At 39.9% G+C, this 26,405-nt stretch carries 26 protein-coding genes; 13 read left to right on the top strand and 13 right to left on the bottom strand.

Going from position 1 to position 26,405, the window contains the following annotated elements; genetic code table 11:
- Positions 1-31 precede the first annotated feature (31 nt).
- On the bottom strand, positions 32-352 hold the full coding sequence (locus AC3KZC_RS11205) for a YebG family protein (RefSeq protein WP_490578035.1): 321 nt from the start codon (positions 350-352) through the stop codon (positions 32-34).
- A gap of 209 nt (positions 353-561) precedes the next feature.
- On the opposite strand from AC3KZC_RS11205, the gene AC3KZC_RS11200 reads away from it, so the two are divergent.
- On the top strand, positions 562-867 hold the full coding sequence (locus AC3KZC_RS11200; protein WP_490578036.1) for a ComEA family DNA-binding protein: 306 nt from the start codon (positions 562-564) through the stop codon (positions 865-867).
- Between the two features lie 38 nt (positions 868-905).
- On the opposite strand, the gene AC3KZC_RS11195 is transcribed toward AC3KZC_RS11200, so the two are convergent.
- The 3 genes from AC3KZC_RS11195 to nhaB all read right to left on the bottom strand — a co-directional run bounded on the left by AC3KZC_RS11195 (position 906) and on the right by nhaB (position 3,473).
- The gene (locus AC3KZC_RS11195) at positions 906-1,202 is read right to left on the bottom strand and encodes a DUF6170 family protein (protein ID WP_490578037.1); all 297 of its coding nucleotides are present in this window, start codon (positions 1,200-1,202) and stop codon (positions 906-908) included.
- A gap of 12 nt (positions 1,203-1,214) precedes the next feature.
- Positions 1,215-1,730, bottom strand: coding sequence for a disulfide bond formation protein DsbB (gene dsbB / locus AC3KZC_RS11190; RefSeq protein ID WP_490578038.1), 516 nt, complete (start codon positions 1,728-1,730; stop codon positions 1,215-1,217).
- Positions 1,731-1,889: 159 nt separating this feature from the next.
- Positions 1,890-3,473 carry a sodium/proton antiporter NhaB gene (nhaB, locus tag AC3KZC_RS11185; protein WP_490578039.1) on the bottom strand — a complete coding sequence of 528 codons (1,584 nt, stop codon included), beginning with the start codon at positions 3,471-3,473 and terminating at the stop codon, positions 1,890-1,892.
- Between the two features lie 274 nt (positions 3,474-3,747).
- On the opposite strand from nhaB, the gene fadR reads away from it, so the two are divergent.
- Positions 3,748-4,461 carry a fatty acid metabolism transcriptional regulator FadR gene (gene fadR / locus AC3KZC_RS11180; RefSeq protein WP_490578040.1) on the top strand — a complete coding sequence of 238 codons (714 nt, stop codon included), beginning with the start codon at positions 3,748-3,750 and terminating at the stop codon, positions 4,459-4,461.
- Here fadR and AC3KZC_RS11175 read toward each other — a convergent pair.
- On the bottom strand, positions 4,451-5,836 hold the full coding sequence (locus AC3KZC_RS11175; protein ID WP_518525923.1) for an IS4 family transposase: 1,386 nt from the start codon (positions 5,834-5,836) through the stop codon (positions 4,451-4,453). The two genes, fadR and AC3KZC_RS11175, sit on opposite strands and share 11 nt — an antisense overlap.
- Before the next feature lie 386 nt (positions 5,837-6,222).
- On the opposite strand from AC3KZC_RS11175, the gene AC3KZC_RS11170 reads away from it, so the two are divergent.
- Complete coding sequence (locus AC3KZC_RS11170) at positions 6,223-6,828, top strand: peroxiredoxin C (protein WP_009838742.1); 606 nt, start codon at positions 6,223-6,225, stop codon at positions 6,826-6,828.
- A gap of 110 nt (positions 6,829-6,938) precedes the next feature.
- On the opposite strand, the gene AC3KZC_RS11165 is transcribed toward AC3KZC_RS11170, so the two are convergent.
- A complete protein-coding gene (locus AC3KZC_RS11165; protein WP_490579406.1) occupies positions 6,939-9,530 on the bottom strand; it encodes a TonB-dependent receptor in 2,592 nt (863 codons plus the stop codon).
- A gap of 238 nt (positions 9,531-9,768) precedes the next feature.
- Positions 9,769-10,248: an SsrA-binding protein SmpB gene (gene smpB, locus AC3KZC_RS11160; RefSeq protein WP_490579407.1), complete on the bottom strand. Its 480-nt coding sequence runs from the start codon at positions 10,246-10,248 to the stop codon at positions 9,769-9,771.
- A 118-nt stretch (positions 10,249-10,366) separates the two neighbouring features.
- Here smpB and AC3KZC_RS11155 point away from each other — a divergent pair, with 118 nt between their 5' ends.
- Both AC3KZC_RS11155 and AC3KZC_RS11150 read left to right on the top strand, forming a co-directional pair.
- The gene (locus tag AC3KZC_RS11155) at positions 10,367-10,807 is read left to right on the top strand and encodes an SRPBCC family protein (protein ID WP_490579408.1); all 441 of its coding nucleotides are present in this window, start codon (positions 10,367-10,369) and stop codon (positions 10,805-10,807) included.
- Complete coding sequence (locus AC3KZC_RS11150; protein ID WP_490579409.1) at positions 10,804-11,124, top strand: RnfH family protein; 321 nt, start codon at positions 10,804-10,806, stop codon at positions 11,122-11,124. Before AC3KZC_RS11155 ends, AC3KZC_RS11150 begins: the two co-directional genes overlap by 4 nt.
- A gap of 230 nt (positions 11,125-11,354) precedes the next feature.
- Here the strand turns inward: AC3KZC_RS11150 and AC3KZC_RS11145 are convergent, their stop codons facing one another.
- Positions 11,355-11,702 (bottom strand): outer membrane protein assembly factor BamE, encoded by a 348-nt coding sequence (locus AC3KZC_RS11145; protein WP_490579410.1) that lies wholly within the window; start codon positions 11,700-11,702, stop codon positions 11,355-11,357.
- A 134-nt stretch (positions 11,703-11,836) separates the two neighbouring features.
- Between AC3KZC_RS11145 and AC3KZC_RS11140 the strand changes: the two genes are divergently transcribed.
- Positions 11,837-12,148, top strand: coding sequence for a GIY-YIG nuclease family protein (locus tag AC3KZC_RS11140; protein WP_490579411.1), 312 nt, complete (start codon positions 11,837-11,839; stop codon positions 12,146-12,148).
- Here the strand turns inward: AC3KZC_RS11140 and AC3KZC_RS11135 are convergent.
- The 5 genes from AC3KZC_RS11135 to ilvC form a co-directional block, all read right to left on the bottom strand.
- Positions 12,099-13,013: a M28 family peptidase gene (locus AC3KZC_RS11135; RefSeq protein ID WP_490579412.1), complete on the bottom strand. Its 915-nt coding sequence runs from the start codon at positions 13,011-13,013 to the stop codon at positions 12,099-12,101. The two genes, AC3KZC_RS11140 and AC3KZC_RS11135, sit on opposite strands and share 50 nt — an antisense overlap.
- Positions 13,010-14,185 (bottom strand): tetratricopeptide repeat protein, encoded by a 1,176-nt coding sequence (locus AC3KZC_RS11130; protein ID WP_490579413.1) that lies wholly within the window; start codon positions 14,183-14,185, stop codon positions 13,010-13,012. Before AC3KZC_RS11130 ends, AC3KZC_RS11135 begins: the two co-directional genes overlap by 4 nt.
- A 111-nt stretch (positions 14,186-14,296) precedes the next feature.
- The gene (locus AC3KZC_RS11125; RefSeq protein ID WP_490579414.1) at positions 14,297-15,199 is read right to left on the bottom strand and encodes a Dyp-type peroxidase; all 903 of its coding nucleotides are present in this window, start codon (positions 15,197-15,199) and stop codon (positions 14,297-14,299) included.
- A gap of 8 nt (positions 15,200-15,207) precedes the next feature.
- Positions 15,208-17,127, bottom strand: coding sequence for a methyl-accepting chemotaxis protein (locus AC3KZC_RS11120; protein ID WP_490579415.1), 1,920 nt, complete (start codon positions 17,125-17,127; stop codon positions 15,208-15,210).
- A gap of 162 nt (positions 17,128-17,289) precedes the next feature.
- The gene (ilvC, locus tag AC3KZC_RS11115; RefSeq protein ID WP_490579416.1) at positions 17,290-18,765 is read right to left on the bottom strand and encodes a ketol-acid reductoisomerase; all 1,476 of its coding nucleotides are present in this window, start codon (positions 18,763-18,765) and stop codon (positions 17,290-17,292) included.
- A gap of 140 nt (positions 18,766-18,905) precedes the next feature.
- Between ilvC and ilvY the strand changes: the two genes are divergently transcribed.
- The 7 genes from ilvY (at position 18,906) to AC3KZC_RS11080 (ending at position 26,403) form a co-directional block, all read left to right on the top strand.
- Positions 18,906-19,808: an HTH-type transcriptional activator IlvY gene (ilvY, locus tag AC3KZC_RS11110; RefSeq protein ID WP_490579478.1), complete on the top strand. Its 903-nt coding sequence runs from the start codon at positions 18,906-18,908 to the stop codon at positions 19,806-19,808.
- Between the two features lie 86 nt (positions 19,809-19,894).
- Entirely contained in the window at positions 19,895-20,698 is an 804-nt protein-coding gene (locus AC3KZC_RS11105) for a MipA/OmpV family protein (RefSeq protein ID WP_490579417.1), read from the top strand.
- Between the two features lie 13 nt (positions 20,699-20,711).
- Complete coding sequence (locus tag AC3KZC_RS11100) at positions 20,712-21,071, top strand: DUF3019 domain-containing protein (RefSeq protein WP_490579418.1); 360 nt, start codon at positions 20,712-20,714, stop codon at positions 21,069-21,071.
- A 17-nt stretch (positions 21,072-21,088) separates the two neighbouring features.
- Positions 21,089-21,775, top strand: a complete 687-nt coding sequence (locus tag AC3KZC_RS11095; RefSeq protein ID WP_490579419.1) for a response regulator — start codon at positions 21,089-21,091, stop codon at positions 21,773-21,775.
- A 26-nt stretch (positions 21,776-21,801) separates the two neighbouring features.
- Entirely contained in the window at positions 21,802-23,046 is a 1,245-nt protein-coding gene (locus AC3KZC_RS11090; RefSeq protein ID WP_490579420.1) for an ATP-binding protein, read from the top strand.
- Between the two features lie 243 nt (positions 23,047-23,289).
- Positions 23,290-25,035, top strand: coding sequence for a DUF4856 domain-containing protein (locus AC3KZC_RS11085; RefSeq protein WP_490579421.1), 1,746 nt, complete (start codon positions 23,290-23,292; stop codon positions 25,033-25,035).
- A gap of 93 nt (positions 25,036-25,128) precedes the next feature.
- Positions 25,129-26,403: an imelysin family protein gene (locus AC3KZC_RS11080; protein ID WP_490579422.1), complete on the top strand. Its 1,275-nt coding sequence runs from the start codon at positions 25,129-25,131 to the stop codon at positions 26,401-26,403.
- Positions 26,404-26,405 lie beyond the last annotated feature (2 nt).

Raw genomic sequence — 26,405 nt, 5'->3', positions numbered from 1 at the left:
TTTAAAATAAAAGCGGGGTAAACCCGCTTATTTAACTTACTTTTTTGATTTTAGCCACATTACCAGATTCATCACTTGGTATCTTTTTTTCTTCATTCTTCTGTGGTTTAACGTCATTGGTTTTTAAAGCACCTTTAAGTGCATTAATTATATTCTCTTTATCTTTGGCCATTTCTAAAGCTAATGATTCAACTTGTTGTTCACTTAACGGCACATTGATAGTTGATAAAATAGCTTCAAGTGACTCTGCAATATCCAACATTTTGTCATACGCATCGGCATCTTTTTTACTAGTAAAAGTCATTCGCTCGACTCCATTTCTTTCTACAACATATTTTATTATAACGGCCATAAATACCCCATAAGAGCTACTGTTTTTATATACAGTAATCTCTTTTTATTTGAGTTTCAAGTTAGAACACTTAATAAATCATATTTTTTATTGTGTTCCTATTTATTTTAATAAATTTTGACATTTTTAATTATTTATTCTTTATTTTAAGTATTAGCAATTGTGCTAATAAACCGTTAGTCCAAGAAGGACATCATGGAGGAAAAACAATGAAGTTTATAACAGTAATTAGTTTTGTAATGGCTTTACTTGTATCAATGCCTACTACGGTATTTGCAAATGAAGGCACACAACCTGAAAATTTACCTGTTCAAGTTGAATCTGAGTTAATTAATCTCAATACTGCAGATGTTAAAGCGTTGCAGTCACTGCCAGGTCTTGGTAAGACAAAAGCAGCTGCAATTATTTCTTACAGAGAGCAGTTTGGTGAGTTTGCATCTTTATCCGATCTAAAGAAAGTCAAAGGAATAGGTGATAAAGTGATCGCAAAACTTGATGGTAAAGTACGTTTTTAAAAAGGGCCTGATGGCCCTTACTATTAGAAGGATGATTTTTACTTAAAATAATCGTCCTTCGCTCTTTCTAGGTTATTACGAATAAAATAGTAACTTAATGGATTAGTTATTAAGGGATAAGTTAATCCAACTGCCACCAAATAAAGTAAAACATGCCAACCATCTACTGACGCCAGAATCAAAAATAACGGTGTAATGATCAATAACTTAAGAATATTTAAAATAGTTTTTTGTGGCGTAGACATATAACTTAAAGCAATCTTAATTATGTCTGCTCTTTGAGTAAATTTAAGTCCTTGCAAAGCTGGGATCTTTCGAGAAGTAAAGTAAATCATGTTTAACGCTCTCTAAAGTGACTTTGTTTTGATTAATTTAACTACGACTACGCCCAGTAGTGTACAGCTATAAAAAGCAAAGATAATTTGCATCCAGGCTGGCATACTTAAGCTTAAAAATGACCAACTTATTTCACCACAATCGCCTGTTGCAGCAAAAAATGCAGGAAACCACTCATGTAGTGGCATAAAACTAGGGAAGTTTGGCACAATTTCACAGCTAAATGCAAAAGGATCAGTGTTTGTTTGCATTGCAATATGCTCATTTGCAATTATCCATCCCCAAAATGCCGATACTGCCCAACAGCCATACCCGAATAAACGTAATGCTATATTTTTTGGATTGATCGCTGTAAAAAGAGTTAACGTTAAACCAAGTACAGCGCATCGTTGGTAAATACACATGATGCAAGGTGCTAGGTTGAGATAATATTGGAAAAATAAGGCGCAGATTTCAAATAAAACGGCACTCAGGCCAAGTGATAACCACGCAAGTCGAGATAATGGAAGGTTTGCAATAAAATTCATTTTATTCCTATGAAAAAGCGCTAATCCAGCGATATTTAATATCAATTAAGGCATTGAGATAGTTTGATTAATACTTTAGGCAAAGTATATAACTAGTTTTATTTTGAGAGTATAAAAAAACCGTGCTAAAAAGCACGGTTTTTATTTTATAAGGGGGTGTTAATGCCCTGTAGCAGTACTCGTCACCGACGTAGCGACGTGGTGTTCAATAAGGTGCCAGTGGTACAAAATGTCAGTCCAATCAGCAAGGCTTTGATATGTAAAAAATAAGCCAACAAAAGTGAGTACGATTGTATAAGGCAAAGCCATATACACCATGCGGCCATATGATAGTCTAAGAACAGGCGCTAAGGTGGATGTGAGTAAGAATAAAAACGCAGCTTGTCCATTTGGTGTGGCAACGCTTGGCAAGTTTGTACCTGTATTAATCGCGACAGCTAATAAATCAAACTGATCACGCGTAATTTGACCAGCTTGCCACGCTGCAGCAACTTCGTTAATGTAAACAGTGCCAACAAATACATTATCACTGACCATCGATAATAAACCATTGGCCAGAAAAAACATGACTAATTGCATATTTCCTTCAAAAGTGAGTACCCAAGAAATAACAGGGGTGAATAAGTGTTGGTCAATGATCACAGCAACGACTGAGAAAAACACACATAATAATGCGGTAAATGGAAGAGCTTCTTCGAATGCTTTACCTATTTGATGTTCATCAATAATCCCTGCGGAAGCAGTTGTGAAGATAATCACAGTAAGGCCAATCAAGCCGACAGCTGCAAAATGACCAGCGAGTGCGATTACAAGCCAAACAGCAATTAAACCCTGAATAGCTAAATTTACAGTTTCCCTTTTTGAGCGTTTACTATCTTGGTGTGTATCGAAATCAACCAAGATTTGACGCACAGTCTGGGGTAGCTGCGCACCATAACCAAAAGATTTTGTTTTTTCTAAAAAGAAAGTTGTTAATAGACCCGCAAGTACTACGGGTACGGTGATTGGCGCCATACGAAATAAAAACTCAGTAAAATCCCATCCTGCTCGCTCTGCAATAATAAGATTTTGAGGTTCTCCAACCATAGTACATACACCGCCAAGAGCAGTACCAATTGATGCGTGCATTAGAAGGTTACGTAAAAATGCACGGAATTCTTCTAGTTCTTCACGTTTTAATATCGCAACTTGTTCATCATCATTGACATCATGCAGGGATGCATAATCTTTACCTGAAGCCACTTTATGATAAATGCTATAGAATCCCATCGCGACCGATATGATGACGGCCATAACCGTCAGCGCATCTAAAAACGCAGATAAAAATGCAGCGGCCAATGCAAAAGCAATTGAAAGTTGGACTTTGCTTTTGAGCTTAATAACAAGCTTGGTAAAAATATACAGCAAGAGATCCTTCATGAAGTAGATACCTGCAATCATGAAAATTAGCAGCAGAATGACATCAAGATTTTGCGCTATTTCATGTTCTACTTTGCTGGCGCTAGTCATACCAATTATTACAGCCTCGATCGCAAGTAAACCACCTGGTTGTAATGGATAGCACTTTAAAGCCATAGCGAGTGTAAAAATAAACTCTAACACTAAAGCCCAGCCAGCTAAGTAGGGGCTAATCATATAAATAACAGGATTGATAGCAAGAAATGCAATAATGGTAGTCTTGTACCAGTTTGGCGCGTTACCGAGGAAGTTTTTGGCCAGTGCTGAAAAAACAGTTTGTTGCATATGCGTTCCTTTATGTGTAACTAGTTATTTTTTGGAGTATTATTTAACTTAATCTAGCCAATAGCATGTGTAAACTAAATTTATCTTAAATATATAAGTAGGTTTGAATTTCCGTTCTAACTTATTAATTTATAGTTTAAAATGGGGACGTATTCCTCCTTATATTCAATGTTTTTATCCTTCTTATCTTTGCTACATTTTCTTGTTAGTTGCGTATCATCTGGTACAATCAGTGATTGATGAAGTAACATATAACTATTAAAGTGGAATTTTAATGAGAATTTTCAAAGCGAAGAGCCCCGCTGGTTTTGCAGAAGAATATATAGTGGAATCGATTTGGAATGGTGAGTTTCCACCAGGGTCAATTCTGCCTGCAGAGCGCGAGCTTTCAGAGCTCATTGGTGTTACTCGTACCACTTTAAGAGAAGTATTACAGCGCCTTGCGCGCGATGGCTGGCTTACTATTCAACATGGTAAACCAACACGAGTTAATGATTTTTGGGAAACATCTGGTTTAAATATTTTAGAAACTCTTGCGCGCCTAGATGAAGATAAAATGCCTGATTTAATTGATCAGCTACTTTCAGCAAGAACAAATATCAGCGCTATTTATACTCGAGCAGCGATTAAAAATAATCCGCGAAAAGTAATTGAGATTTTAGAGCGCAGCGAAACAATCGAAGACACACCGCAGGCATTGGCAGAGTATGATTACCGTATGCACCATGAGCTTGCTTCTGCATGTGGTAACCCAATTTATGTATTAACGCTGAATGGTTTTAGAGGATTGTACTCTAAAATAGCACAGCATTATTTCTCAGATCCTCGTACACGTGAATTGGCGCGTCAATTTTATCGCGATTTACTGGTATTGGCACAAACGAATAAGTTTGATGAAGCAATCTTTTTGATGCGTAAATATGGTTTAAATTCAGGTCAAATTTGGCATGAATTACGTAACTCTATCCCTGAAAATATTATGGATTAATAGAGTTCGATTTCATGCTTATAAAAAGACCCCTCGATGAGGTAATGCCGCACTTAAGGTGAGCGGCTTTTTTATTTTTAGCCACAGGGTAGCGGTTTTTCGATACTTTTAGTGTTCTTGGGTAACTTCGTTCTCGTTTTCCCTCTAGCTTAAATTGACTGGCATTTCTTTCTATTTCCAATATCTGTCCGGGGACATTACCGGGCGCATAAATTGGCATCATAGTCAGCTTATGGATGATGTGTGATGAGGCATCTCTAAAGCTTAGTTGGTTTGGGAAAACACTCTTGAGCGACTTCGCCATCAGGACCATCTTATAGCGGATTAAGTTGTACGCCAACAGCACCCCCCATAACTCCTGTCTAATGAGCTCTGGTAAGTTGCTTCTTAACGTAAACCTACTTGCCAACAAGTGTTGCTTCATTTCTCGGTAGCCCATCTCTATTTCCCAGCGATGGCTATAAAGGTCGACTATTTCTGCCGATGGATATGCCATAGGGTCGACCATGGACGTGAGTATTTTGACTTCTTTTCCTTTGATTAGTTTGGTGATAAGTCGCACGTCCATTGTTAAGGGCAACTCTGGTCGCTTTTTTCTCGCTTGAGGTGTGGTGGTTAGGCGGATGAGTTTATCTTGCCTGCCAAGACGTTTGATTTCCTCATACTGTACGTTCTTCTTTAGCGGTAATAACCAATGTGTGTTGATGCCTTTATGCTGCCAATCATGTAACAAGCCTAGTGAGTAAAAGCCTTTATCAAACAATGTTAGGCTGTTATCTGGTACACGTGCTATGAGCTGTGCTGCCAGTGTCATCTCATTTTCACTCACGCTACTCAATGCACTATCAAGAATTAAGTGGCTACTAAGCTCCATCAGACATACCATTCGTACCTGAGGATAGCCTGCTTCACTGGCTTTATTCGCTGTACGGGCAAAGGCTGCGCTGTTTTCTTTACTATCGGGCGTGCGCCATACAACGCCATCTACACCAAATAAGTTCAGACCACACCAATGGGGATGCTCAGCTCGCTCATGCCACTTCTGTGCTGAAAGATGAAATACATCTCGAACCACATCACTGCCTAGCTTCTTTCTCGCTTGTGTCACGGCACTGCGTGCGACGTAATCCACATCCTGCGGTAATACAATATCGAGCTTGTTGATGAGCAGGCGGACTGATTCAGTGCGAAAAAGTGACATACCTATCACGGCCCAAATCATTGCATCCATAGGCAGCTTGCGTTTACGCAATGTGGCCACACCATTAGAGGCTAAACACGATTGAATAATTTCGGGGTCTAGGACATCCGCTAATGACGAAAATTCGGTAAGGCGGTTAATTGAGGTGCGTGCTAAGGCTTCTGACAGTTCCATAAAAAATCCGATGACATGTGGGCTCATCGGATTGTTACATCTACAGAAGATCGGTCAACCGATCAGTAAAATATTTCTTAACTGATCGGCATTACCTCGATGAGGGGTCTTTTTATTGGTTCTATTTTTTCAATCAATCCCATCGTAAAAACTGATTATCTTTTTAGCTTTGACCTCTGTAGCATCTTGCGCGAGTCTTTTTATCAACAATTAATCATAAAAAAACAAGCTCACTCTAAAGTTTAACGTTTTATGGGTTATTTTTATGCCATAAAGGGCATTTAAAATCGATAAAGGCTTGGGTTTTTATTTTTAGTCACTATATTAAACTCAGCGGGGGAAATCCCCAATTTGGATATAATCATTTCAATTTATTGGAGAATACAATGGGTGTATTAGTTGGTCGTCAGGCTCCTGATTTTACAGCTGCAGCAGTACTTGGTAACGGTGAAATTGTTGATAGCTACAATCTTCACGAGACAATTAAAGGTAAAAAAGCAGTTATTTTCTTTTACCCGTTAGATTTTACATTTGTGTGTCCATCAGAGTTAATCGCTTTTGATAAGCGTTTTGAAGAATTCCAAAAACGTGGTGTTGAAGTAATTGGCGTTTCAATTGACTCGCAATTCTCGCACAATGCTTGGCGTAACACACCGGTTAACCAAGGTGGTATTGGTCCGGTTAAGTATGCATTAGTTGCTGACGTTAAACATGAAATCTGCCAAGCATACGATGTTGAGCATCCAGAAGCTGGTGTTGCTTTCCGTGGTTCATTCCTTATCGACGAAGCGGGTAACGTACGTCACCAAGTAGTAAATGATTTACCTTTAGGTCGTAACATCGACGAGATGCTTCGTATGGTTGACGCACTTGCATTCCACAGTGAGCATGGTGAAGTATGTCCAGCTGGTTGGACTGAAGGCAAAAAAGGTATGGATGCAAGCCCTGAAGGTGTTGCAGCTTACTTATCTCAAAACGAAGGCGACCTATAATTTATTAGGTTAGCTTTGTAAAAAAAAACCGCCAACAGGCGGTTTTTTTGTGATTATTGTTAGCGTTTTCTATCGCTCACTATTTTAAACAAGCAGTGAGCGACTGGCTATTAATTAAAGCGAAATGTTACTTTGGTGTAGAAATAACGACCGCGAGGATTGTGCACTTGTGATGCGTAACCATATAAGTCATTATCACCATCACCGATTGCAAATGGTGGCTCTTCATCTAGTAGGTTATTGATACCAAAAGATACTTTAGTTGAATCAGATACGTTATAAGCAGTTTGTAAATCAACAAGTGCTTGTGATTTTACATTGCGCGATGTATTTGAATCAAAATCTAACGTGCCATCAAAGTCGATGTCTGGTGTATCTTCAAATTCACCTACAAAACTTACATTTAAGTTGGTATTGAAGCTACCCATTTCCCAGTTGGTTGAAAAAATCCAGCGATGTTCAGGGAAGTTATATTCCCCTAAATAATCACGGCCATCTTTCTCAAATTTGCTTTGATAAGCCCATTCAAGATTGAATTTCAATAGACCATATTCTTCAAGTGAATAGTTATAGTTTGCAGAAACATCAATCCCTGCTACTTCTTGTGAAGAAATGTTCTCAAAGGTGCTATTAATTTTTTGGATTACACCTAAGCTTTGACCTGGTGGTGCAGGTAAGCGAACACATACGGTACTACTTTGGCTGTTACATTCTGCATCATAAACAGGGCCAAAAGCTTGCTCGGCAATTTTGTTATCTTGAGTGATACTCCACACATCAATACCAAAACCAAACTCAGCGATGGGTGCCCAGATAAAACCAACGTTCCAAGATTCAGATTCTTCAGGTTTTAAATTTTGATTGCCAGCAAAGCGGATATTGTAATCTAGCACACCGCAATCTTGACCCGTTGCAGCGCAGCGATACGTATCAGTGAAAAATTGACTTTTTTCTGATGGGCCTAAGCCAATTTGTGCTAATGATGGGGCTCTAAAGCCTTGTGCCCAAGATGCACGGACGGTGACAGTGTCATCAGGTGCCCAGCGAAATGCTACTTTTGGATTGGTAGTGGTGCCAAAATCACTGTAATCATCATAACGACCTGCAAGTTGTAACTCTAAATTTTCTGCCAGAGGAATTGAAAACTCGACATAAGCGGCAAATTGGTCACGTGCAGCTTGCGCAGATACAGACTCAGTACCAAAAATCAAACCGCGTTGGAATTGATCATCGGGAATGTCGCTTACATCTTCTTCACGATATTCAACACCCGCAGCCACCATGACTGACTCAGTGCCAAATTTAAACGCTTCGCCTGAAATATTGGCGTCAAACGATGTCATGTGCGACTCACCACGGCGAACTAAGCTAGTTGTAATACGATCGATTACAGCTGGGTCGTTATAAACACCCCCGAATGGACTGTAATTACCTGCATCGATTTCTTGTTGTAGGAAGTCAGTTCTTACCCAGCCTTGGTTGCGATCACCCGTTTGTAGTGATTGACTACGGCCTTTTTGAACTGCTGTTTCCCAAGCCCAGTCATTTAATTCACCTTTTAAACCAGCAACAAAGCGTAATGAGTCAGAGGCGATATCCCAACGACGTGGGCCTGCATCAACAGTACGGAAACGGCCAATTTCAATGTCTTTATTCCAGATGTTATCAGGGTGATTGGCTGGAACTGTGAGGCCTGCATCTTCATCAAGTGGCGTTGGAGCACCACCGGCTTCAGAGGTATTATGCTGAACTGCAATTTCCATAAAGCCTGTTATATCGTTATCAAAGCGGTATTCAAATTGTGAAATAGCGCCAATACGTTCCGAAGCTGGGGCAACAAATCCAAATGGGCCATAATCAAATAAACAACTACCACTGCTTGTCGCATTTGCTGCAGGGCAATTTGGATCAATTGTTTTAACACCATCTACTCTAAAATAGCCCGGGAAGCCACGTGATGAGCGGAAATCTTCACCACCATAAGGTGTTTGATTCGCAGTGCCTAAGCGGCCCATTTCATCAGAACCGAGGCGGGTATTTTTGTAGTAATCAAGAATAATAGATGCACTGCTTTTGGCACCAACTGTACCCCATACCAAACTGCCTGATGTTTCTTCGTAGTTTGGCCCTTGCGTGCCACCATAACCTAAGTTTACTTCAATGCCTTCAATATCTTTTTTCATGATGATATTGACTACACCTGCGACAGCATCCGAACCATAAATTGCAGAAGCGCCATCTTTTAAAATATCGATACGTTCAATTGCTGAAACTGGAATGCTATTGATATCAACAAATGAGTTGGTAATGCTTTCAGCAAATGCGCTAATTGCAACACGGCGACCGTTAATCAGCACTAATGTCGCATCAGCACCTAGGCCTCGTAAACTCACTGCTGCTGCACCATTTGCAGTTGAGTCTTGGCTGTTACCGCGCGTTGAAAATGTGCCACTACCAGCGACAGGCATACGTTCTAATAATTGCTGAAGATTGTCATAACCCATATTAGCAATATCATCTTTGCTAATTGATTGAACTGGAGAAGGACCTTCCATATCGGTGCGCTTAATACGAGAACCAGTGACTTCAATACGCTCAACATCAGCACCATCTTGGGCGAATGTTGAAGTTGAAAGTGTAAGGCCCGTGGTTGCGAGGGCGCAAAAGATAGCACTAAGCTTACGCGGTGTTGATATTTTCATTTAATAATCCTTGTTGTCTTTGTTTTTATCTATTCATGATTAAAGTAAACACATGTAAAACATGATGTTCATATATATCAATATCACTTTAACAAGTTATAAACAATTGTTATTGCAAGGTTATATCACAAAGTTGTAGGAGAAATTGTAAGAAAAAATCAATGGGTAAAGGCGAGCGCTTTAAAATGCAGGGGGTTAAATTAAGAAGTAAAATTAATTAAAATAAAAACAGCGAGAATTATCTCGCTGCATGTTTCATGGTGCGTTCTTTTTCTCGCGCCCAATCTTTTTCTTTACCATCTTCGCGTTTATCGTGAAGTTTTTTACCTTTAGCAAGATGAAACTCCAGTTTTACCCAGCATTGCTTCCAATACATTGCGGTTGCAACAAGTGTAAAACCATCACGTTCAGTTGAACCAACTAAACGATCTATTTCACGTTTCTTCAGTAATAACTTACGATAGCGATAAGGATCACAAATAACATGAGTTGAAGCGCTATTGAGAGGTTGTATTTGACTACCCAATAAAAAGGCTTCACCATTTTTTAAGTGAATATAGGTATCAGAAATGTTCACTTTTCCTGCTCGGATACTTTTGACTTCCCAGCCTTGTAGTTCAAGGCCAGCTTCAAATTTGTCACCCAAAGAGTACTCGTGTCGCGCTTTTTTATTAAGCGCTATGGTATTGCTACCCGGTTTTGATTTTTTATTTGCCATAGTGCGAGATATTATACGTGAAGATTTTTTATTTACATCCATTTTTTAAGAGGATAGGGAACGTATTTAGTTTACAGGGAAATCTTGTTAGAATCGCCACTCTCGAAATGGAGATGTTATGCCTCAAATTAGTAGACATGCGCTGGTGATGTACAGTGCAAAAGAAATGTATGATTTAGTGAATGATGTAGCGGCCTATCCAGAGTTTTTGCCACATTGCTCAAATTCAAAAATAGTCTCTTCTTCGCACAATGAAATGACGGCCGCGCTTGAAATTTCAAAAGTAGGACTAAAAAAGTGGTTCACCACCAAAAATACATTAATTGAGGGTCAAGCAGTGCAAATGCAATTGTTAGATGGTCCGTTTAAGCAATTAACAGGTGGCTGGCAATTTAAAGCGCTCGATGAGCATGCCTGCAAAGTCTCCCTTGAACTAGAGTTTGAATTTACCAATCGGCTAGTCGAACTTGCATTTGGCAAAGTATTTAATGAAGTGGCAAACAGTATGATCACGGCGTTTACCTTGCGTGCAAAGCAAGTTTATGGAACAAGAACATGATTAACATCGAAATTGTATTTGCATTACCCGACTCGGCAACGTGTTTAAAATTACAAGTGCCAGAGCATGCAACAGTGCAAGAAGCCATTATCGGTTCTGGCATTTTAGAGAAATGCCCTCAAATAGATGCTGATAATCTTTCTGTTGGAATATGGAACCGAACCTGCAAATTACATCAACCATTACAAAATGGCGATCGTATTGAGATATACCGACCACTGATTGCAGATCCAAAAGATGCAAGGCGCAAGCGAGCTGAAAAAGCGAAAGAAGAAGGGCGAGCGAACAAAATAACAGGTGGAAAACCACTTAAATAACCCAAATTCTGGAGACTAAATCAATCTCAGACAGCTATTTTAAGCGCTAATGGTGTTGGATTAATGTGCTATAAGCCAGCTATTGGCGTGTCAATTGGCCTTACTTAATAGTCCGATAGAGAACTTCAAGATTTACTATTAATTCAATGCGTTGTTTCATCTCTTATCCAAAAAAGAGATTCAATAAAAAAAGCAGCTCTAGCTGCTTTTTTTATTTACGCCTAACAGACTTAACCTTCAAGCGGTATGCTAAAGTCTTTTGGTTGCTCGTAGTCACCACTGATGCTTGTTAATTTATCATCAACGAAGTGGAGTTGTAGCGCTTTTCTAAGCTCGCTGTCACGACCGTGATTAAGCATGTAAATGTAATGCCAGGTAGCATTATGGAATGCATCTTCAGCAACCGGTTTACCAAGGACATAAATAACTTGTTCACGAGTCATTTCGACTCTTAATTTATCAATATCTTTTTGCTCTAAAAAGTTGCCTTGGGGAATGTTCATACGATAAACCCAATTAGAGCAACCTGATGCTGATAGAAGTATCAACGAAACGAATAAATATTTTAACCACTGCATTCTTTATTTTAATCCTTATTGGCTTGCTGGTAGCATGATACCTGTTGCGGGCATTGCGGAAAAGTCTAAATTTGACAGAATCGAATAATAAAAGTTCCCAAATAGTTGAGAGTTGTAGCACAGCGAAAGCCAATATGTGGTTTATTTACGTAGTAGAAACACCTATTGGGCATTGGTACACCGGCATAACGACGGATGTTGAACGCCGTTTTAAGCAGCATCAATCGGGAAAGGGCGCTAAAAACTTACGTGGAAAAACACCGCTAAAACTGGTTTTCTCTACTCCTGTTGGAACCCGAAGTGAGGCCAGTAAACTCGAAGCAAAAATAAAATCCCTCTCAAAAGTAGACAAAAGGCAATGGGTGGCGCAGTTTAGAGCTGTAAATACCCAATTAGTTACTGAGTCTGTAATTGCGGTATCTTTTGCTGATCTAATGCCAACGTAATTAAACTGATTTGCTCAACGGTCGACTGGTAAAAATCTGAATCTATTTGAGCAAACGTATCGTTTGGTGTGTGATAGTTTGGGTGTATGCCTACACCAAAATAAATATAGGGTACATTTATTCGGCGAAATGCATCATGATCACTGGCTCGTCGCCAATCAATTTTTTCTTTTTGACGACGATTTGCTTGGTAATTGCTGGTGATGTATTGGATTTTGCTTAGGTTTTGCGTGTTATTAAATTGCTCAACAATAGGTTTTATTGTCGATAAGCGCTTATCGGTAAATGCAAACACACGATTGTTTCTTCCTTTTACGCTCAGCATATCTAAATTAATATTTAGGGTGATGGGAATGTGGTTATTTTGTAACAATGCAACGAGCGCTTTGGCGCCATGTAATCCATTTTCTTCTGCATCAGTTGCAACAAACAACCAGTTATAATTAAGCGGGTATTGCATTGCCTTTTTTGCTAAAGAAAATAATGCTGCGACACCTGACGCATTATCATCCGCACCGTTAAAAATACGTCTGCCTTGACTACCTAAATGATCGTAGTGTGCAGTAATAACCAAGTAGGGCGCATCCGCATGGCTTGCTTTAATTACTCCTAGTATATTTTTGCCATTTTTTTTATCGCCAAAGCCACTGCTGTAACTAAATGGTTGTTCATAGCCTGCAGCAAATGGCACTAAGCCTAAATGCTCAAAGCGCGTTTTAATATAAAGCGCTGCCTTTAAGTTACCCTCAGAACCTGTTTTTCGCCCAGCGAGTTCATCACTGGCTAAATAAGCAATGTCAGTAAGTAGCTCATTTGCTATGCTTAGTGTGCTTGTTAATAAAAGGAGTAATAAAAAGAGTTTCAATATTGCACCAATGCATTTAAGTGTGAGAGCTTGCTTTGATAGAGTTCTAAATCCGCGCTAAATTGTGCGTGTTTATGAGCCTTTTTTAAATAGCGAGTTGCAAGTGGGGTATCGCCAAGCTCAAAATAGCTTTTGGCTAAGCCAAAATAAGATTCATGACTATTTTTATCTAAAGAAAGTGCATCGCGGTAATGATTAATCGCTTTGTGGTAGTCATGATGTAAAAAAGCCTCGTTGCCAATAGCTAGGTGGTAAAAAGGATTCGTTTTGCGTTTTTCAAGTAGTTGCTGCTCAATGCGATTTGCTAACACCTCTCGGCCAGTTTGGTGATATAAAATGGCTAAGTTTCCTTTTGCGGTATTGTTATTGTCATCAAGTACGATGGCATGTAAGTAGGCTTGCTCGGCATCTTTACTCAGTTGATTTATTTTTAATAAGATCCCTAAATTTCCCCAGCTACCAGAATAACTCGGTGCTAATTCAATCGCTGCTTTAAAATAACTGAACGCTAAATCATATTGGCGATTGACCATCGCCATTGCTCCTTTGTTGTTATAAAACATTGCAGTTATTACTTCTTTTGAAATGAACTCGGTTTTAAAGGGTTGTTGCCTTGTATTTGGGTCGAAATCGACAGTGACAGAGTTGGCATAATTATAAAAACGATTAACGCCATTTAATCTATCGAATGATTCATAATTAATCTTAAGATTAACATGTCCGGTCAACATATTAACGCCTTGCTCCAGCGACCAATACTCAGGAATATGAACACGTTGAAATGCGGTGCGTAGTTGCAATTCAGAGGCAAGTGCGTACGATAAAATTGATAACGATAAGCAATTGGCATTTTGTTGTGAAAACGTTTGGTTGGCCGTCAGTGTCGACCCTGATCGATAATTAATTTCGTTTTCGGCAGAATCAAAAATGAATTTAAGTAACTCTTTTGTGATTACTTTGGCATCATCTGAATAAGTAACTCGTTGTTGGAGCTGAGTTATTATGTGTGCATCGAGTTTAAAAATATCTTGCTGACTTTCGACAGCCAGTGTTTTAAATGTGGGCTGTTCAATTAACTCAAATGGATGTTCTGAAGGCTTGGGTGTTGATGTTGTCTGGCAACCAGAGAGTAACAAAATATTGATTAAGCCGATGATTAAAAGATATTTCATAGTGACCTCGCTTGCTTAACTACCCGCGAGCAATAGTTAAGATTGCTCAAGTCAATCTTAACTATAAAAGTAAATGGTCAATTTTTCCGCTTTTAAATGTTACACTACATGTCACTTATGACATAAAACGGTTTGCAGCATGTCTTCACTAGGCGCAAACCAAAATGATCCTGAAACTGCATCAGAAAAATCAATTAAACGGTCGCAAAGGCCATCTTCTGATAGTCCATACATCCGATTTAACAAGGTTTGATAGCGTGTTAAATCACAGCAAAACGCTAAAAAATAAAGTCCTTGTTGGCTGGCATTTGCATAAGGCATGCTGCGGCGATACATTTTTTGAGCAACCTTATCTATTTTGACATCGGTGCGGCTAACGTGTGAATTTGCAGGCATTGCATCGCCTTCAAGCTCTATTGAATCGGCTTTAGTGCGGCCTATCGTTTGCTCTTGCTGGTGGGTGGATAAGGCATTGAATTCAGTGAGTTTATGCACCCATTGCTGGCCTAAAATGAAACTGCCGTTTTGGTGTGTGTGTTCAGTTGGCAGCAAGGCAACGTGTTGCTGCCCCGCGAGCTCTTGTGGGTTGGCAGAGCCATCTACAAAACCGGTTAAATCTCGATTATCACGGTACTTAAAACCATCACAGGCTAATGCGAGTGTGGCAACCCCTATAAATTGGTGTTGCACCCACAGCAAAGCGTCAATAATGGCATCGTGATTATGGCTATGAAGCCATAAAAACACATCGCTTTGACTTGCTTGCGCCTGATGACCTTTAGGGCTAGTTATTGGGTTAAATTGACTAAAGTGTAATGCAGGCTCAATAGGGTCAATTTGTTGCCAAAGCGCTGGACCAAAGCCTATAACTAGTTCAACAGAGGTTAATGTTTCTTTGATGCTTGCTAAAGTTTGGAGTAACGAGTTTATCGGCTGATTGGCTTGTAGGGTGTATTCTAACACTCTAAATTGAGTACTTTTTTGTCCAAAAATAGCGCTTTGTGGGCTTGTCATAAATATTGTTACCTTTTCTCAAGTTTAAAAGAGTCAACGAGAATATCGAGTGAGTGCGCGGAATCGTTCAGTGAGGCAATCGCACCGGTTACTCCTAATTGATTTGCAAGTGCTTCTTCATTAAGTGAGCTTATTCGCTCAACATTTTCACCCACTTCGGCCACCACTTTATTTTGCTCTTCGGTTGCGGTTGCAATAACAGTGGCCATTTCATTGATTTTATTAACGGTGGCCACAATTGCGTTGAGCTCAGCCACCGAATCAGTCATTGATTGTACGCTAATACTTGCTGTTTCTTTTGAGCGCGCAATATCACTCACCACTTCTTTAGAGGTGTTGTTAAGCTCAATAATTGTTTTTTGGATTTCATCTGTTGAATGAGAGGTGCGCTTGGCGAGTTCACGTACTTCATCGGCCACCACTGCAAACCCTCGGCCATGTTCTCCCGCTCTGGCAGACTCAATTGCCGCATTTAATGCAAGTAAGTTAGTTTGATCCGAAATGCTGCGAATAACGTCAACTACTGAGCCTATTTGTGCTGTTTTTTCAGCAAGGGCATGTATTTTATCGCTGGCTAATTCAATGTTAGACGCAAGGTTTTTTAAGTCATGTTGGCTGCAATCAACACGCTTGGCTGTAGCAACGACTTGTTTGTTACTTTGTTCGGTTAATTTGGCGGTGCTGGCTGCGCTGGCTGCTATTTCGTGGACTGTTGCACCCATTTCGTTAATGGCAGCGGCTACCGACATAGTTTGATCTTTTTGCTGCCCAATTTGTTGTGCATTGGTTTCAGATTGCGTTAATACCTCGCCCGAGGCGCGTCGAATGTCATGGCTTTCGTTAGAGACTTGCACCATTGCATTTTCAATCTTATTCAAAAATAAATTAAACCCACTACTGAGTGTATTGAGCTCGGGCTGATTTATTTGTGGCAAACGATAATTGAGCCTTGCATCACCAGCGCCTAATTCAGTGAAAAGTTGGGTTATTTTTTTCAATGGTGCGCTAATAGTTGCCGCTAAAATTAAACCAAAAATACTCGCAAAAATAGCGACGACCACTGAAATCGATACAATTTTCCATGTCAGGCTATCAAGGGCTGCAAATACTTCTGCTTTGGGTACTTGGGCAATAACATACAAATGAGTATTTTTAATTGGGCTTGCAGCGAGTAGGTGGGTTTTACCTTCGATTGTGACTTGCGTTAAGTTAAAGTTTTTAGCTGTCAGAAGGGTTCGGCTAATTCCTGGTTCATAGAGTTGGTCGAGGTTTTTTTTCGCAACAAGTTGGTCATCTTTATGAAGCTGTACTAAACCTTCGGCATTAGCTAAAAATACAAAACCGCTTTTTTCGATGGTGAATTTTTCTAAAATCGATTGCATGTCATCAACACTTTTGGCTAATCCTGCTAAGCCTATGCCATTGAGTTGCTGATAGTTAACAAACATTTTTACATCGCCAGGACTTTCTTGGTAAATGCTGATCAGTGATTTTTCTGAAGCTTGCGTAAAGCCAAAAAACCAGCCGTCTTGCTCTGGGGTGAGTACGCGTAAAAAGCCGCTTTGATTCCAATATTCTGACGTGTCGCGATTCGCCCACGATGCGGTTACTAAATCGTATTGTGCGACAACGCGGTTTAATTCGTTCACTAGCAGCGTATCGTTTGTATTGTTTCCTGTTTTAGCCCAGTCAAGAATAAACGCATTGCTTGCCAGTTGCTCACTGGCCATCAGCAAGAGGTTAATTTCTTTACTTAAGTAGTTATTAATCTCTTGCACTTTACTTGGTAGCTCAGAGTCAACCATGCGCTGTTCAATAATATTTTTTGATGAAAATATAGCGCTTGCACCAATGAGTAGCGCAACCACAATTGCGACAACAGAGGCGACAGAGGCCACTTTTTGTTTGATTGATAAGTTAAACAGCACAGCAAAGTTACCTAAAAAAATGGATAGACTGTTACTTTAGCATGCTTGTTTTGTTGTGTTTACTGCAATTTTTGCGGGAGTTTGCGCTTTTAAATAAAAAAAGCCTAATATCAGGGAGCTATTAGGCTTAGGACTTAACAAACTAAAAGTTTCTATACAAAATTAGATAATTGGTTTCATATCTGACATGTAGCTGCGTAACGTTGCACCAATCACTTCAACTGGGTGCTCACGCAGTGCCTTGTTAATTTTAATCAATGTTGCATTCTCAACCGCATTCGACGTGGTAGGTAAACCTTGACCAATCACATCAGTTTCAACCGATTTCATAAAATCAGCTAATAGCGGTAAACATGCATGATTATATAAGTAACAACCGTACTCGGCAGTGTCTGAAATAGTACGATTCATTTCAAACAATTTTTTACGTGCGATGGTATTGGCAATAAGCGGCGTTTCATGAAGCGATTCATAATACGCAGACTCTGCTTTAATGCCTGCAGCTGTCATGGTTTCATAAGCAAGTTCAACCCCAGCTTTGACCATTGCCACCATTAAAATACCTTTATCAAAGAATTCTTGCTCGCTAATAGGTGCATCGGTATTGGTTTGTTTTTCAAAAGCTGTTTTGGCTGTTTCAGCGCGCCAACCTAATAATTTAGCGTCATCTTCTGCCCAATCAGCCATCATGCTTGATGAAAACTCACCGCTGATAATGTCATCCATGTGCTTGTTATAAAGTGGACGCATAATTTGTTTTAGCTCTTCGCTTAGCTCAAACGCTTTTACTTTTGCAGGATTAGTTAAACGGTCAAGCATATTGGTGACACCGCCGTATTTTAACGCTTCGGTGATCACTTCCCAGCCGTACTGAATAAATTTAGAGGCGTAAGCTGCATCGATGCCTTTTTCAACCATTTTGTTAAAGCATAAAATTGAACCCGTTTGTAACATGCCGCATAAAATGGTTTGCTCGCCCATTAGATCTGATTTTACTTCAGCAATGAATGATGACAATAAAACCCCAGCACGGTGGCCGCCAGTACCTGCAGCATACGCTTTTGCTTGTGCAAGGCCTTTACCTTCAGGATCGTTTTCTGGATGAACCGCTATTAGGGTTGGTACACCAAAACCGCGTTTATATTCTTCACGCACTTCAGTGCCTGGGCACTTAGGTGCAACCATAATTACGGTAATGTCTTTACGAACTTGCATGCCTTCTTCAACAATATTGAAACCATGAGAATAGGCAAGGGTAGAGCCTTGTTTCATTAACGGCATAATCGCGGTAACCACTGAGGTATGTTGCTTATCTGGCGTTAGGTTAAGTACCAAATCAGCCGTTGGAATTAATTGTTCATAGGTTCCGACAACAAAACCGTTTTCAGATGCGTTTAAAAAAGATTGGCGTTTTTCAGCAATAGCAGATTCACGTAATGCGTAGCTTACATCTAATCCTGAATCACGTAAGTTTAAGCCTTGGTTTAAGCCTTGTGCACCGCACCCTACAATAACGAGCTTTTTACCAAGTAGTACGTTAACACCATCGGTAAATTCAGATGGGTTCATAAATTCGCATTGCGCTAATTGCGCTAACTGCTCACGTAAACTTAGTGTATTAAAATAATTAGTCGTCATGTTTTAATCCTTGAAAATCTTGGCAACACTCGATATGAGTTGCGCTATGAATTGAATGTAAAGAATTAATTATCTTGCGTAAAATGATATATTTGCAATAAAGTATTTCATATTGTGAAATACTCAGTGTTTTTACTATGATAGATCAACGATCCTTACATGTGTTTTTGGCGTTAGCCGATACGCTACACTTTGGCAGAGCGAGTGAGCGCTGCCATGTCAGTGCTCCGACTTTAAGCCGAAACATCAAACAACTTGAAGAGACCTTAGGCGTGAGCTTATTTTTGCGTGATAATCGCACTGTGCGACTAACCCAACATGGTCTCGCTTTTATTGAGTATGCCCATGCTTCATTACAACAATGGCAAAAATTAAAACTTTCTTTCGAACAGTCATCAGAGCAATTGGTAGGTGAAATTAGTTTGTTTTGTTCGGTGACAGCTTCGTATAGCTTTTTATATAAGTTGCTTGAGCAGTTTAGGTTGCAATATCAACAAGTTGAAATAAAGCTGCATACGGGTGATCCTGCGCTGGCATTAGAGCGCATTATTGAGCAACACGAAGATATGGCCATTGCAGCGCGCCCGGATCAGTTAGCGGCTAATTTGGCATTTTGTTCTATCGGGTATTCAAGCTTGCAGTTTATTGCACCGATTGGGCATGGAGAGATAGCAACCTATTTAGCTGAATGTGCGCACAATAATAAAGAAATCCAATGGCATACCTTACCTTTTATTGTGCCTGAGCTGGGGTTAAATCGAAAACGCTTAGAAAGCTGGTGGAAGAAAATGCAAATCAAGCCACCGATTTATGCGCAAGTAGCCGGTAATGAAGCCATTGTGTCGATGGTGAGCCTAGGTTTTGGCGTTGCCTTGGTGCCACAAATTGTACTTGATAACAGCCCTTTGCTTGATAAAGTGCAAATTTTGTCAGCGCCATTTCAACCAGAGGCATTTGAAATTGGTTTATGTGTATTACGTAATCGCTTGCAAGATCCACTGATCAAAGCCATGTATCAAACGGCACAAAGTTTATCGCTTTAACCATTTTGTTATTGTTTGTAACGGGTAGATGCAGCCAAGATCATAACTTGTTAAAGTAGCGCCAAATTATTACTTTGGAGTGTGGCATGTTGAAACGTTTGCTGATTATTTGGGCATTGTTTGCTGTGGCGGCGCACGCAAAGGACAACCAATTAGACGTTAATACATGGCACCTCGCAGTTGGGGTTGGGCTTGGTAAAGCGACCAATCCTCTTTATGGTGGCGATGACATTCCTTTAGTGGTGTTACCCGATGTCGCCTATTACGGCGAGCGTTTTTATTTTGATAATGGGCAAGTGGGTTACTCTGTTTTACAAGGCAGCCAATATACATTGAGCATTATTAGCGAATTAAACCCTGAAAACCGCTTTTTTGTATTTTGGCATCCGAATACTTTTTTTTTACCAATGGCGCTTGGCGCTGACGCTAAACTTGCAGAGCCTGTAAACGTTAATCAAGTAAAAAAACGCCGCTGGGCGCTTGATGCAGGGCTTGAATATCAATACTTTGGTGATAATTTTGCTCTTAAGCTCAATTGGCTGGTTGATATTTCAGGTGTGTATCATGATGACCGCGCGGGTATTGAGTTTGAAGGGCAATCACAGTTGGGCTCTCTCATTGTTAGCCCCGCAATAGGGCTGCATTATCAAAGCCAAGGTTTAAATCAATATTATTATGGCGTGGATCAAATAAGCCTATTTCATAAAGGGTATCAGAGTAATTCGAGTGCTTTACCTTATGTTAAACTCCAGCTTACGTGGCCGCTAACCCATGATAACGCGTTTTTTTTGAATACAACGTATACCGATTATTCATCACTCAGTGATAGCCCACTTTTTAAGGAGGATGCTGCGCTGAGTTTTTTTATAGGAATGAAGTATATTTTTTAAGTACTTTGGCGTGATGTTAAGTGTGATCTTACCTATTTTTAGTCATGCGAAACCAACATCCGTCACATTAAACGTAACTCCTAAAGTATGTGTGGTTGAGCGCGAGCAGCCAAATTGCGAAATCAATTTGGATTTTCTCTGGCTTTCACCAAGCATCGAACCTCTATGCCTATTTGAAAATGATAAAAAAATCCAATGTTGGCAGCAAAGGGAAATTGAATTTAGTTATAAAGCGCGTATTCAGGTGGATACGTTATATTGGCTCGCTCATGGCGATAAGGGCGACACGCTGCTGCAATCGAAAGTACAAGTTCAGACCAGTGAGATAAAACCGACTCGACGACGGTTACGATCACCTTGGAGCTTTTTTTAATTCAGTAAAGGAACAATATGGCGCATATTCTGTTAGTTGAAGATGATTTAGTATTACAGCAATTAACCAAAGCTTATTTAATTCATAATGGATTTACCGTATCAGTACTGAGTAATGGTGCTGAGGTGCTAGGCAGTGTTGAGGCGTTACAACCTGATTTAATGATTTTAGATGTGATGTTGCCGGGTAAAGATGGGTTTAGTGTTTGTCGTCAAGTGCGTACTAAGCACAGTTTGCCGATATTAATGCTGACCGCCAAAGGTGAAGATTTTGATCAAGTGGTGGGGTTAGAATTTGGCGCCGATGATTATGTGATTAAACCTGTCGAGCCTCGTGTGCTGGTGGCAAGGATAAACGCGATTTTACGTCGTCAAAAACCACCGCGTCCAGTTGATGAGCGCATATTTGGCCAGCTCAAAATTGATAAAACCAGTCGTTTAGTCTTGTTAGAACAGCGCGAAATTATATTGACCTCCCATGAGTTTGAATTACTGTGGTTATTAGCCTCGAATGCGGGCGAAGTGCTTAATCGTGATTATGTACACCAGCAAATGATAGGCAGACAATACGATGGGCTTGATCGCACCGTTGATGTACGCATTTCTCGTTTACGAAAAAAACTCTTCGACAATACAAGTAAGCCATACCGGATCAAAACAGTATGGGGACAGGGATACTTATTTGTTGCTGATGCATGGAATTAAACAGACGCACGTTTGGATGGGATTAAATGGGTAAACTATTTGGCAGTTTGTATATTTATATTATTTTATCTTTGTTGATTTTAACTGGTACGGTCGAAAAGTTATGGCCGCACAAGGAAGGCGAGCAAGCTATTTTATTGCAAGCGGAGTTTAGCCAAAGCATTGCCTTATTATTAAATACACCTGATGGGTTAGCCAAGGTAACAGCGCATTATCCGACAGAAATATTTGATTCTGTTGATGTGTTATTTTTACAAGAGCAGCACGAGCAATTAGCCAATCAACAAGGCGTAATATCGTTTAATCAGCAGCAACAAGCCTATTGGTCATTTTTGTTAGATGATAAAATTGTACGTGTAGGGCCCATTGATGTGATAGCGCCAACCTTTGATACCAGCTGGCCATACATTCTAATGCTGATTTTAATTAGTGTGCCAATTGGGCTTTGGAGTGTGTTGTTATTACGTGACTTCAATCAACTCAAACAAGCATGCAAAGCAATGAATGCGCCAGAGCAAGCTAATTTTGACACCGGTTATAGCTCCGTATTGTTACCCATTACCGACTTGATCCAGACATTACAGCAGCGAATTAAACAATTATTAAATTCACAAAAAGATCTGACCTCTGCGGTCTCTCATGAGTTTCGCACCCCATTAGCACGGCTTAAGTTTGCGATTGCAATGATTGAAGAAAGTGATCTTCATGAAGGGCACTCTCCCTATTTAAACGGTATGAAACGTGACATTACTGAGCTAGAAGCCTTGGTGACAGAAATGCTGAAGTTTGCTCAAATGGACAGAGAAACCCCAAAACTGAATTACAGTCGGGTGGATTTAGTTCAATTAACCCAGCACTTGGTCAAAAAACTCCAACAAGGTGATGATATGCCACAGTGCCACTTTATAGGTGAGTCGCAATTAGTTTGTGAGTGTGATGCACATTTTATGGAGCGAGCACTGCAAAACCTGCTTGGCAATGCCCTTAAATATGCCAAGCAGAGAATTGAAATTAGTTTCAGTGAAACCCAAACCGAAATACATATCTCCATCAGTGATGATGGCGATGGGATTGTGCAGCAAGATTGGGAGCATGTTTTTAAGCCTTTTGTTCGTCTTGATAAAAGTCGAGATAAAGAGAAAGGCGGCTTTGGTTTAGGGCTCGCCATTGTTGAAAAAATAGTACTTTGGCATCGAGGAACAATTAACTTGCAACAAAACCACCTCACAGGCGCGTCGTTTGTTATTGCTATACCTAAGAATAAAACTTAGCCTAATTTTACTTATTTTTTACCTAAAATTGATTGTAATATTATCAATAGATTAGAGCTTGAAATTTTTTATTTCAGTATTGAAAAAATAAAAATAATACATATCAGCTATTTAAGTGGCTAAGCGCAGAAAAAAGCCGTCACACCATTAAAAAGTAAACTTAATGAGATTGATTATCATTGTTCATGCTATATAATCGAGTCAACTAAACAGTTTCAACTATTTATTTTTTAAGGGTTTGTGATGTTAAAAATGCGAAAAACTTTATTAGCTACAGCAATTATTACTGCAACACTAAGCTTAACGGCATGTGGTGGTTCTGGAAATGATAAAAAAGAGACGCCAGTACCAACACCAACTCCTGTTAACACAGCCCCTACCGCAATTAAACTTAGTACTAGTGCCATTGTTGAAGATACGCTTGGCGCAGTCGTGGGTTCGTTATCTGCAACTGATGATGTTGCAACCGGCCACACATTCACAGTTGAAGATACGCGTTTTGAGATTGTTGAAGGTCAATTAAAACTAAAAGCGGGTATTGCATTAAATTATGAAGAAGCGACCACAGTTAAAGTCGCAGTAAAAGTGACCGATGCTGGTGGCTTGAGCTTTACACAAGACCTTGATATTGCAATCACTGATGTTGATAACCAAGCAGGCGTGAATGTGTATGAATTTGATTCAACCTTCACTGCGGGTAAGTCGTCAGTTTCTTATACAGGTCAAATTGCTCGCCATGCACTATCAGCTGAAATTAAAGCGTATATGAGTGATGTATCAAAAAATGCTGAACTTAATAACATTCAAGCAAGTGATGTAGCCGATAAATTAAATGCTATGTGGCACGATTATGCCGCTGTAGCTGACAGTAATTTAACTTTTTTAGGTGCTGATTTCCCTTCATTGCAAACGACTCTTGCTGATATTTCAAGTTCAGGTAAAGACCTAAGCGGTAAAATTGCTGGTAATGACAGCGCAAAAATGTATAAAGATTGGTTAGCTGACGGAAACTTTGTTGGTTGGACTGATTTTGGCACGCAAGCTAAAACACCTGAAGGGTTAATTAAGCATTATTTTGATTTATTTGTGGCGCAAGTGGCCAAAGTAAACAGTGGCGAATCTAACAAATTGGTTAACAGCGATACGTTATTACCACTGCATGTTACACCAAATGGTTTAGATTTAGTTCAGTTAGTACAAAAGCATACTTTAGGTGCGGTGATGTTTTCACAAGGCACGGATGACTACTTAGAAGAAGGCTTAACAGCTGCACATACGCAAGATGGCAGCCAAGCGTATTCAAAATTAGAGCATCAATTTGATGAAGGCTTTGGTTATTTTGGCGCATCTAGAAACTACCTAGAAATGACTGATACTCAAATCGCAAAAGGCAATGCCAGCACAGACATTAACTTTGATGGCAAAATTGATTTAAATGCTGAGTATGTATGGGGTAACTCATCTAACGCTGCAAAACGTGATTTAGGTGCAAGCGGTAAAACTGATTTAACATCAGAAGCTATGGTGCATTTTATCGCAGGTCGTAAATTACTGGCTGAAACTGCAGGTACAGCACTGACGACTGAGCAAATGGCCCAATTAAAAGTGCATGCGGCAGCCGCTTCATTAGCATGGGAAAAAGCAATCGCAGCGACAGTTATTCATTACATTAACGATGTAACCGCTGATATTGCTAAGTTTGGTACTGACTCGATGAATCATTCTGACTATGCAAAGCATTGGGCAGAAATGAAAGGATTTGCACTTAACTTCCAATTTAGCCCGTATTCACCATTTAGTGACAGCGCGTTAAACCCGAAAAAAGATACTGTGGGTGTCGCTAAATTTGCACAATTACATGCGCTTTTCCAAGATGCGCCTGTATTAGATGCCGCTAAAATTGAATCATTTAAAACTGACCTTGCAACTGCTCGCACGTTGCTTCAACAAGCCTATGACTTTGATGAGCTTGTTGTAAATAACTGGTAGAATCATTCTGCTTGTTGATTTATTTGAAAAGGTTAGTCTATTAAGCAGACTAACCTTTTGTCGTATATAACGAACCAATATTTAGGATAAACAATGTTGTTTGCAGTTAAATTAAAACCTCTCGCACTTGCTTGTGCATTGGGCTTGGCTTTAACCGGGTGTGGTGAGCAAAATTCAAGTACCCAAGGCCCTGATTTTGGTCCTAATTTACCAAGTCCTGATCAAGGCTCTACTTCGTTTGATGAAAAAGCGCTATTAAAAAACTTAGTCGACAATGTTATTACGCCAACATTTGTTGAGTTTACGGTGCAAACGAGTAATGCCGTTGAGAAAATAGGCGCCTACTGCGCATTAGAAGAGCAAGCCATTACATTTCAAGCGAGCCAAACAGCACGTGATGCCGCCTATGCTGATGCTACTAATGCATGGAAAAGCATGGCGGTAGTGTGGCAACACGCAGAGCTGATGAAGCTAGGTCCATTGGTTGAAAACGAAGGGCAATTGCGTAATGTGATTTATGCATGGCCTTCAAAAAGTATCTGTGGCATCGACCAAGATGTGGCGTACTTTGAAGATGGTGTCATTAATTTAGATACTAATAAACCTTATAGCATTAAAGATCGTACTGCTAATCGTCGTGGTTTAGTGAGCCTTGAGCACTTACTGTTTAGCCAAAATCTGGCGCACAGTTGTTCATTAGCTAATGGTGCAATTGCCGATTGGAATGTGCGCCCAGAGCAAGAGCGTAAAGTAGCGCGATGCCAATTTGCTGTTGAAGTGGCTAAAGACCTAGATGAAAACGCTAAAGAGCTTGTCACCCTTTGGACAGCTGATAACGGTTATGCCAATGCATTAAAAACAGCGGGTGAAGAGGGCAGTATTTTCACTTCGGCTCATGCGGCTGTAAACACCATTTCTGATGCGTTGTTTTATTTAACCGAAGAAGTAAAAGATCAAAAACTGGCGACACCGCTTGGCCTTTTTACTAATTCATGTGGTTTAGATATTTGCCCACAAGATGTGGAGTCAAGTATTGCTAATCATTCACTTGAGAACATCAAAGCCAATTTAGCCGCATTTGAAAAGCTGTTTTTAGGCCAAGGTAACGAAAATGGTCTTGGGTTTGATGATTTTTTAGATGAAGAAAATGGCAGCGATATTAAACAGTTAATGTTAGCAGGTTTAGCAGAGGCTAACGCAGCCGCTGATGCTATTGACGGAAACTTACAAACAGCCTTGCAACAAGAGACTGATAAAGTGACCGAAACGCACACCAAAGTCAAAGCAGTAACCGATCAGTTAAAGCATGATTTTATTAATAAATTGGCACTTGAGTTGCCTAAATCTTCAGCTGGCGATAACGACTAAGG

Source organism: Pseudoalteromonas sp. J2K-J031 (assembly GCF_058197095.2).
Note: the sequence above shows the minus strand (reverse complement) of the source record. Positions and strands in the feature narration are given on the sequence as shown.